The organism is Glutamicibacter sp. MNS18, assembly GCF_026107515.2.
Taxonomy (GTDB): domain Bacteria; phylum Actinomycetota; class Actinomycetes; order Actinomycetales; family Micrococcaceae; genus Glutamicibacter.
The window spans coordinates 68,351-77,154 of sequence record NZ_JAPCHW010000017.1; the positions used below are offsets into that span (position 1 = coordinate 68,351).

The following is an 8,804-nucleotide window of genomic DNA, read 5'->3' on the forward strand; positions in this document are numbered from 1 at the left end:
TCCCGGGGCAGCAGTAAGGCGGACGGTTCCCATTATGCGTGCGCTGGTGGCCGCTACAGAAGTTTTGCGACCTTGTGCACAGTGTTAAGGTTCCGTGTGGTGAGTAGGTGGTCCTTCGACAGCCGCTGCAGTGCGGTGGCCAACTGTGAACTGGTACTGCTTCCCTTGGCCGCTAACCAGTACAAGACCGGTCCGCGCAACACATACTGCTCCACGTCTCCGGGAAGAGCCGCAGCCAGCGCTCGCGCCGCCCGTGGATCTCGGGTGAAACTCATGTACCGGTGAAAATCCCCGGTCGGCGGCTCCAATGGAAAAGGCTCGGGTAGCAACGCCCGGAAACCGGCCCGCGGATATAGCAGGCATTGCACCGGCACACCGAACTTCCGCTGCAATGCCTGGTGCGCGCACTGCAGCACCTGCCCGGAATCCTGCGGCGAATCGAACACCGCATTGCCGGTGGCCAACACGGTGCGTACCTGGGCGAATCCGGCATCGGACAGGGCCGCGGACAGCTGTGCCATGGACATCTTCAACCCGCCCACATTCACCCCACGCAGCAGGAACACAAACCGGTCCATGCCCCTAATCCAAACGCAGTACACCGCGGATGTCGAGTGCCCGGTCCATGACCTAGGATCGAGATATGCCCACGCGACTTGACTACGGTTCCTGGCCCTCCTTGATCTCGGCTGCGGATGTGGCCGCCGGAACCAAACCATTGGGAGGCGCTGACTTCCTGGAATCAACGGTGATCATCCAGCAGGCCCGGCCCGAGCAAGGCGGTCGTATTACCCTATGGCAGGTGGACCTGCACAGCGGGGAACCGTTGCGCGAGCTGGTACCGGAGCCGTTCAACGTTCGCTCGCGGGTCCACGAATACGGCGGCGCCAGCTGGATCCTGGTTGACAGGCCGCAACCGCAGATCATCTTCGCGAACTTCACCGATCAGCGGCTCTACGCGCTGGGCCTGGATGGTGGGCCGCCGCGGGCGTTGACGCCCGACAGCCTGCAAGACACCAACCCGCTGCTGCGTTTCGCCGAGCTGGTGCCGGGCATCACGGACGGGCAGATCCTGGCCATCATGGAAGACAACACCGATGAGCCGGTCCGGCGGATCGTCTCGATTCCGCTCGATGGCAGCGCCGCCACGAACCCGGAATTCATCACGAAATTGACCCCGGCGGCCCGGTTCGTGGCGGCACCACGACTGAGCCCAAACCGGGAGAAGTTGTGCTGGATCAGCTGGGATCACCCGAACATGCCGTGGGACGGAACCGAACTGCACCTGGCCTCGGTGACCGCCCACGGCTTGGACCGGATCGGCACCATTGCCGGCGGCAGTGACGTCTCGGTCATGCAACCGGAGTGGCTGGATGACCGGCGGCTGGTTTTCATCAGCGATGAATCCGGATGGTGGAATCCGCAGGTGTTTGACCTAGACACCGGCCGGGGACACCAGCTGGTGGACATGACCGCAGAATTTGCCGGTCCGCTGTGGCAGGCGGGCAGCACCTGGTATCTGGTCGAGTCCTCCCGGAGCCTGCTGATGTCCTATGGGACCGGGCTGACCGGTTTGGCGCGGGTGTCGGCCGATGGCGGGGAGCTGCAGCCGCTGGAACTGCCCTACACCCGTATCCGGCCGCTGCAATTGCGCGGCTCGCAGCTGTTGGCCGCGACATCCTCGATGCGTGACGGGGAGGAAATCACGCTGATCGACCTGGACACCTTGCATGCCCGTTCCATGGCGCGGGCCATCGAACACCTGCCACCGGCCGATGAACTGCCCGAGGTCGAGGAACTGCGATGCCTCAACGCCGATGGACAAGAGGTCCACGCATTGCTCTATCGTCCACACAACAACGGGTACGCGGGTCCGGACGGTGCGCTGCCCCCGTACATCACGATGGTGCACGGCGGACCGACCGCCCAGGCGGCGGCCACCCTGACGGCCAGCGTGGCCTACTACACCTCGCGTGGGATCGGCGTGGTGGATGTGAACTACGGCGGTTCCAGCGGGTACGGGCGCGAATACCGCAACCGGCTACGCGGCCAATGGGGTGTGGTGGATGTCCAGGACACGGTGGCGGTTATCGATGCGCTCATTGCGAGGGGGATTGCCGACCCCGAACGCATCGGGATCGAAGGCGGCTCGGCCGGTGGCTGGACGGTGCTGTGCGCGTTGACCTTCTCCGACCGGTTCAGGGCCGGTATCAGCCGCTACGGGGTCTCGGATTTGGTCTCGCTGGTTTCGGATACCCACGATTTCGAATCACGCTACATGTTCTCGCTGGTCGGCCCCTACCCTGAAGCTGCCGAGCTCTACGCGCAGCGTGCCCCGATCAACCACCTGGAAAAGCTGGATTGCCCGGTACTGGTGTTACAGGGAGACGAGGACAAGGTGGTTCCACCGGCGCAGTCCGAGGTCGTGGTCAACGAATTGGCCCGCCGGGGCATCCCGCACGCCTACATCCTCTTCGAGGGGGAACAGCACGGATTCAGGAAGGAAGCGAATATCGTCCGTGCGCTGGAAAGCTCCCTGGCGTTCTACGCGCAGGTATTCGGCTTCGCGGCGGGGGTTGCCGAACTCGAATTGGCCTAGCGCCAGGACTGGCGCAGCTTGTCCATCTCGCGTCGGTCCTTCTTGGTTGGACGTCCGGTGCCCCGGTCCCGGACCGGCACCATGGGCACCACCACCTTTTCGCGTGGCGGTGTGTGGTCGAGGTAGCACTTCACGGCCACAGGAGCGCCCACCCGTTTGGAGATCAGCGCTGTGATCTCCAGGTCGCGGTCGAACCCGTCCTTGCGGATCCTCAGCTTATCCCCGGGAACCACCTGCTGGGAGGCCTTCACCGGGGCGCCATTGAGCTTGACATGGCCGGCACGGCAGGCCGTTGTGGCCGCCGATCGGGTCTTGTAGACGCGAACAGCCCAGAGCCACGCGTCCAGCCGGACCTTGGAAGTAGTTGAAATCTGGACCATGGTTACGATTTTAGGACAAGTCAGCCGGCGTAGGCACCGGCATTGTCACAGGCCTGCACCAAACGTTGCTGGATGGCCTCGGACGCGGTGCCATCCCCGCTGTCGGCCAGTTCCTTGAGTGGCTCGATGATTTCCGCCGGCAGCCCCCCGCCGTCGATGGCACCGACCAGGGAAGTCAGTACCCTCATCTCGCCGGCATCGATCCGGCCATCCTGCAACGGAGCGCAGGCCTGGCGGATGAATTCACGTGACGCGGCATCGGTGAGCTGTTCGGCAGCTTCGGAGGCTTTTTGCTCCACAACGGAACAACCGGCGGTGCTTGTGGCAAGCAACAGGAGCGCCGCCACTGCCAGGACTTTGCGATGTTTTGTGTACCCCATGACATCCAACTTTAACGAATAAGGTTGGGGATCAGCTGAATGGCAGCCGAGTCGATCATCCACGTCGTGGTGCCGGTGATGCACAATGGTTCGGTGAACAGCGCAGAACAACGAATCATTCAACGCCTGGCCGAAGAACTTTCCAGCACTACCCCGGTACAGACCTGGCAGGTGAAAGCCGCCATTGAACTGCTGGATTCTGGATCCACCGTTCCCTTCATCGCGAGGTACCGAAAAGAAGTCACCGGCACCCTGGACGATGCGCAGTTGCGCCTTCTCGAGGAACGCCTGCGGTACCTGCGTGAGCTGGAAGAACGCCGTGTCACCGTGCGCGATGCCATCGAGGAAATGGGCAAGCTCACCGATGAATTAGCCGCCGCGATCGCCGTAGCAGGAACCAAGTCGGTGCTGGAGGATATCTACCTCCCGTTCAAATCCAAGCGCCGCACCAAGGCCCAGATCGCCCGTGAGGCCGGATTGGAACCGGTGGCCGACCAGTTGCTGGAGAACCCGCAGCTGGATCCGGAGGAGGTCGCGGCCCGGTTCCTGAACGCCGAGGCCGGTTTCGCCACCACCGTCGAGGTGCTTTCCGGCGCCCGGTCGATCGTGACCGAACGGGTCTCGCAGGACGTGGCCTTGGCCAGCGAATTGCGTGAGCGGCTCTGGTCCAAAGGCCGGATCGGCGCCGGCGTGGCCAGCACGGCAACTGCCGAAGGGCAGGGAAAATACGCGGATTACCTGGACTACTGCGCCCCGATGGAATCCCTGCCGGCGCACCGCGTCCTGGCGCTGCTCCGTGGCGAACGCGACGGGGTACTGAACCTGCAACTGGCCGAAGCCGACCCCCGCGACGAGAACGCGGTCAGCGAGGCCCGCGCAGGCTATGAGGCCGCCGTGGCCCGCAGCCTGGGGATCACCCCTTCAACGGATACCCCGGCCGGAAAGTGGTTGGCACAGACCGTTCGTCTGGCGTGGAAGGCCCGGCTGCTGACCCGTTTCGAATCGGACCTGCGCACCAGGCTCTTCGAAGCCGCCGAGGATGAATCGGTGAAGATCTTTGCCGCCAACCTGCGCGATGTACTGTTGGCGGCACCGGCTGGTTCCAAGGCAGTGCTGGGCTTGGACCCGGGTCTGCGCACCGGGGTGAAGGTCGCCGTGCTGGATGTGACCGGACAGGTTCTGGATACGGCCACAATCTACCCGCACGCCCCCGCCAACAAATGGGACCAATCAGTGGCGATCCTCAGCGAGCTGGCGCGCAAACACCACGTCGAGTTGATCGCGGTGGGCAACGGGACCGCGGGGCGGGAAACCGACCGACTGGCAGCCGAGGTGATCAAGGTGCTGACCGGGAACAAACCGGCCAAGGTCATCGTTTCCGAAGCCGGCGCATCGGTGTATTCGGCCTCGGAATTGGCTAGCGCAGAGCTTCCGGATATGGATGTTTCCTTGCGCGGTGCCGTGTCGATTGCGCGCCGTCTGCAGGATCCGCTGGCCGAGCTGGTGAAAATCGACCCGAAATCCATTGGTGTGGGCCAGTACCAGCATGATGTCAGCGCAGTTAAACTCGACCGGGCCCTGGACGCGGTGGTGGAGGACTGCGTGAATGCCGTGGGAGTCGATGTGAACACCGCCTCCCCGGCCTTGCTTTCCCGGGTGGCCGGTGTCGGTCCGCTGCTGAGCCGGAATATCGTCGAACACCGCAACGCCAACGGGCCGTTTTCCACCCGCAAGGACCTGCTGAAGGTTCCGCGTCTGGGCGCCAAGGCTTTTGAACAGTGCGCCGGGTTCCTGCGCGTGAACGGTGGAACCGATCCGTTGGATGCTTCGGCGGTACACCCCGAGGCCTACGACCTGGCACGGACCTTGCAGCAAACCGCGGCCGGCCAAGGCCGGCGTCTGACCGAGCTGAACCCGTCCCAGTTCGTCACCGAACAGTTCGGTGAACCAACCATCCGCGATGTCATCAACGAATTGCAGCGCCCGGGGCGGGACCCGCGCGGTGAATTCGTGACCGCCTCGCTCAAGGAAGGGGTCGAGACCATCAAGGATCTTGACCCGGGCATGATCCTGGAAGGTACGATCTCCAACGTCGCCGCCTTCGGCGCCTTCGTCGATATCGGAGTCCACCAGGATGGATTGATCCACGTGTCGGCGATGAGCGCCAAGTTCATCTCGGATCCACGTGACGTGGTCACCTCCGGCCAAATCGTCAAGGTCAAGGTGCTCGACGTCGATGCGGCACGCAAGCGTATCTCCCTCACCCTACGCCTGGATGACCCTTTGCCGGGAGAGCAGACTGCCGAGAACGGGCCTCGCGGACAACGCAGGACCAAGCCTGGAGGGGAGCGCAAGGGAAACCGGCGCGCGACCACGGCCGCCAAGGGGCCAGCCCCGGCCAACACGGCAATGGCCGAGGCGCTGCGCAAGGCCGGATTGGGATAACCGGGTGGCAACCTCCAGCTAGTTCAGGCTATGCTGGGTGGCGCCGCTCCCGACGGTTCCACCCAGCATAGGTTTCCCTGTCCAAACTTTGTTTTGCCTCAATTAACCCCATGTCAAACTGGTTCTGTTAGCTAATTGTAAAAATTCTTAGTGTGCCATAACTTCGGTGACAAGGGACAGAATTGGCCGTACTCTAAAACCATGGAACTTACAGGAAAACTAGCAGAAGCCTTCAACCAGCAGATTACCCTCGAACTGGCCGCAGCGACCGTATACCGTCAGCTGGCCGCGGAGATGGAAGTGCAGAGCTTCCCTGGTATCGCGGCATGGTTCCGCGCCCAGTCCGGTGAGGAAATCGAACACGCCGAGAAATTCATCATCCACATGACCGATCGCGGTGCCCACCCGAGGATCGGCGAACAGCCGGCACCGAACCTGAACATCAAGAGCGTCGAGGATGCCTTCGCGGCCTCGTTGGCCCACGAGCAGAAGGTCTCGGAATCGATCCGCGAACTGTACCGTGTGGCACAGAACGAATCGGACATCGATTCGCTGCCACTGCTGCACTGGTTCATTGACGAACAGGTCGAAGAAGAGGCCACCGTCGGTGAGATTCTGGACCGTATCCGCCTGGTCGGCGACGATGGCAGCGGCCTGCTGCGCATCGAATCCGAGCTTGCATCACGTAAATCGGACAGCTAATTTCGCAACCTGCCGCGGGTAACCGAATATTGAAATAAACTTAGGGAAACAACAATCGTTGTTTCCCTAAGTTTTTATCATTTTCGAGGTGTATGTGAACCGGGTGGGACCCTCACGCGGACAGGCTGATGCTCAGAAGGTTGCGGTGACGCACCGGACAACGGCGTCGCTTAAGCTACGCAAAGGCGCTGGACGTCACTATCTGGTGCAAGCCCAATTGGACGAGCACCAAGAGGTTTCGTTGGTAGAAGTCCGCGGCTCGTGGGCGCAGGTGTATGTACGACGTTTGTATGGGTGGGTGCCGAAGGCTTACCTGGAGGAACTGTCCTTGGCACAGCAAACGACCTCGGAAATCGAGGAAACGGAGCAGAAGCGGAACCCCGTTCCATCGCGTTACTCACATATCGAAACCACCCATGCCACCACGGCCACGTTAAACTTGCGCAAGGGGGCCGGGACGGGTTTTCCGGTGATCAAGGTCGTTGATCAGGGTGCCAAGGTCAAGACCGTGGTACAGCAGGGCCTCTGGGCACAGATACAGTGTGGCGACCTCTTGGGATGGGTGCCGAGCATGTATCTTCAGGCGTTGCCCAACCAACCAGCCAAGGATGGCCTGATTTCGGTCCCACAACGGCGCGCCTTGACAACCATTACCCTGAATGCGCGTCGTGGCCCGGGGGACCACTATCCGCTGGCCCGGATCCTGCAGGCGGATACCGCGGTGGTGGTCATTGCCCGGCAGGGAGCCTGGCGGAAGATCGAGCGCGATGAGGAACCCATGTGGATTCCCGCCAGCCAGTTGCGCACCGTATATTAGCTACTGGCCGAACCACGGCCTAGGCCGACTCCAGATCGTCGAAGGTAATCAACCCGACCTCTGCAGCGATTACCGCTAACTGAACACGGTTGGATATTTTCCACTTTTCCATGATTCTGGCGAGGTACAGCTTAACCGAGCCTTCACTGATGTGCATGATCTTGGCAATACGAGAATTCGTACATCCGGATGCCACGAGCGAGATCAACTGACGATCCCGTGCGGACAAGCAATCGAGAATGGATTCACGATCCGATATCAGGCGGAAACGAGGCGGGAAGATAGCCTCGTCCGAAGGCTGGGCAAACAACGAGTATCCACCGGCAATCATGCGCAAAGCCGCGGGAAGATCCGCATGGATCGTATCCTTGGTGATATATCCCGAGATACCGGCCGCGTGGGCCTTGCTGATCGTTCCGGTGTCATGGGTGACTGCAAGGATTACTACCTTGGTATTCGGTGAGGTCTCAGTTATTCGTGTGATTGCTTCGCCAAGGTTGTCTCCGCGCAATGATTCTTCAACTAAAACAATGTCCGGTTCACATTCAAGGGTTCCTTTTACCGTCTCGGAAATTGACGAGTATGCCTTTTCCAGGAAAAGATCCTCGCAGTCGGCAAGTGCGACCTTGATACCTGCGCGTGAAAAAAGATCACTATCGGCCAAGTGAACACGAAGTGGGGACATCAATAAATCCATTCTCTGCTGAACGCGGATTCGAATCGACGAAATTCGCAGCCCCAGGCAAGTCCCCTCTGCCCAGCTCATTCGACATCGTGATCTTATCGTATAACTGAGTGGGTAATTTATTGGATTCTTGCCAAAATGTGCATGGTAAAGACGAAGACAGGTATTCATGGTCTACTGCAGAGCTCGTTTCGAAAGGAAGAAGATTCGAGAATTCGCCGACCTCTATCAAAATTACCGGTGAGTAGTAATCGGGCTCTTCAGGATTGAGAGTGTAATCGCGGTCTAAACCCGCCAGTCTCCAGCAACGACCGTGCGATATAGTGCGTCAGATTCTTGAACCCCAACGCGATACCCCGCAAATGCTCTAACCGGCCATTGAGCGCTTCAGTAGGCCCGTTTGAACTGCCGACGTGGTCAAAATACGCGAGGATGTCCGTCTTCCTCCGCCGCAGGGTGCCACCGAGCTTCTTCAGCTCCGGCAACCCCTTCGGAACCTTTGTGCCAACCTCGTTGATCAGTTGCTCCAACGCCCACCGCCCGATCTCTGGTTTCGGTTGCCGGTAGGCATCCACCATCTTTTGATACACGCTCCAGACCAGTTGAACCGGCTCATACTCCGGCGCCGTGAAAAGGTCCTCAAGCTTGGCTTTCTGCTTGTCAGTGGCTAAGGACAGCCCCGTGGTCAAGGTCCGACGGCACTTATACAGCGGGTCATCCTTGCGTCCTCGCCGGCCATGCTGTTCGCGCTGGACCCGCTGCCGGGTTTGATCCAGGGCCTCGGAACCCAATTTGA

9 protein-coding genes are annotated in these 8,804 nt (G+C 60.8%); 4 read left to right on the forward strand and 5 right to left on the reverse strand.

What is annotated here, in order from left to right:
• Positions 1–53: 53 nt before the first annotated feature.
• A complete protein-coding gene (locus tag OK351_RS16530) occupies positions 54–578 on the reverse strand; it encodes a DUF1697 domain-containing protein (RefSeq protein ID WP_265161230.1) in 525 nt (174 codons plus the stop codon).
• Positions 579–643: 65 nt separating this feature from the next.
• On the opposite strand from OK351_RS16530, the gene OK351_RS16535 reads away from it, so the two are divergent.
• The gene (locus tag OK351_RS16535) at positions 644–2,599 is read left to right on the forward strand and encodes a S9 family peptidase (RefSeq protein WP_265161232.1); all 1,956 of its coding nucleotides are present in this window, start codon (positions 644–646) and stop codon (positions 2,597–2,599) included.
• Here the strand turns inward: OK351_RS16535 and OK351_RS16540 are convergent.
• Both OK351_RS16540 and OK351_RS16545 read right to left on the reverse strand, forming a co-directional pair.
• Complete coding sequence (locus tag OK351_RS16540; protein ID WP_265161234.1) at positions 2,596–2,979, reverse strand: RNA-binding S4 domain-containing protein; 384 nt, start codon at positions 2,977–2,979, stop codon at positions 2,596–2,598. The genes OK351_RS16535 and OK351_RS16540 overlap by 4 nt on opposite strands.
• A gap of 20 nt (positions 2,980–2,999) precedes the next feature.
• A complete protein-coding gene (locus tag OK351_RS16545; protein WP_265161236.1) occupies positions 3,000–3,359 on the reverse strand; it encodes a hypothetical protein in 360 nt (119 codons plus the stop codon).
• Between the two features lie 39 nt (positions 3,360–3,398).
• Here OK351_RS16545 and OK351_RS16550 point away from each other — a divergent pair, with 39 nt between their 5' ends.
• The 3 genes from OK351_RS16550 (at position 3,399) to OK351_RS16560 (ending at position 7,323) form a co-directional block, all read left to right on the forward strand.
• Positions 3,399–5,804: a Tex family protein gene (locus OK351_RS16550; RefSeq protein WP_371931479.1), complete on the forward strand. Its 2,406-nt coding sequence runs from the start codon at positions 3,399–3,401 to the stop codon at positions 5,802–5,804.
• Between the two features lie 201 nt (positions 5,805–6,005).
• Positions 6,006–6,506: a ferritin gene (locus OK351_RS16555; protein ID WP_265161239.1), complete on the forward strand. Its 501-nt coding sequence runs from the start codon at positions 6,006–6,008 to the stop codon at positions 6,504–6,506.
• Between the two features lie 328 nt (positions 6,507–6,834).
• Positions 6,835–7,323: an SH3 domain-containing protein gene (locus OK351_RS16560; RefSeq protein WP_265161241.1), complete on the forward strand. Its 489-nt coding sequence runs from the start codon at positions 6,835–6,837 to the stop codon at positions 7,321–7,323.
• A gap of 19 nt (positions 7,324–7,342) precedes the next feature.
• On the opposite strand, the gene OK351_RS16565 is transcribed toward OK351_RS16560, so the two are convergent.
• Both OK351_RS16565 and OK351_RS16570 read right to left on the reverse strand, forming a co-directional pair.
• Positions 7,343–8,089 (reverse strand): response regulator transcription factor, encoded by a 747-nt coding sequence (locus tag OK351_RS16565; RefSeq protein ID WP_265161243.1) that lies wholly within the window; start codon positions 8,087–8,089, stop codon positions 7,343–7,345.
• Positions 8,090–8,268: 179 nt separating this feature from the next.
• The coding region (locus OK351_RS16570; protein ID WP_265161245.1) for a transposase at positions 8,269–8,804 on the reverse strand (536 nt) is incomplete at its 5' end.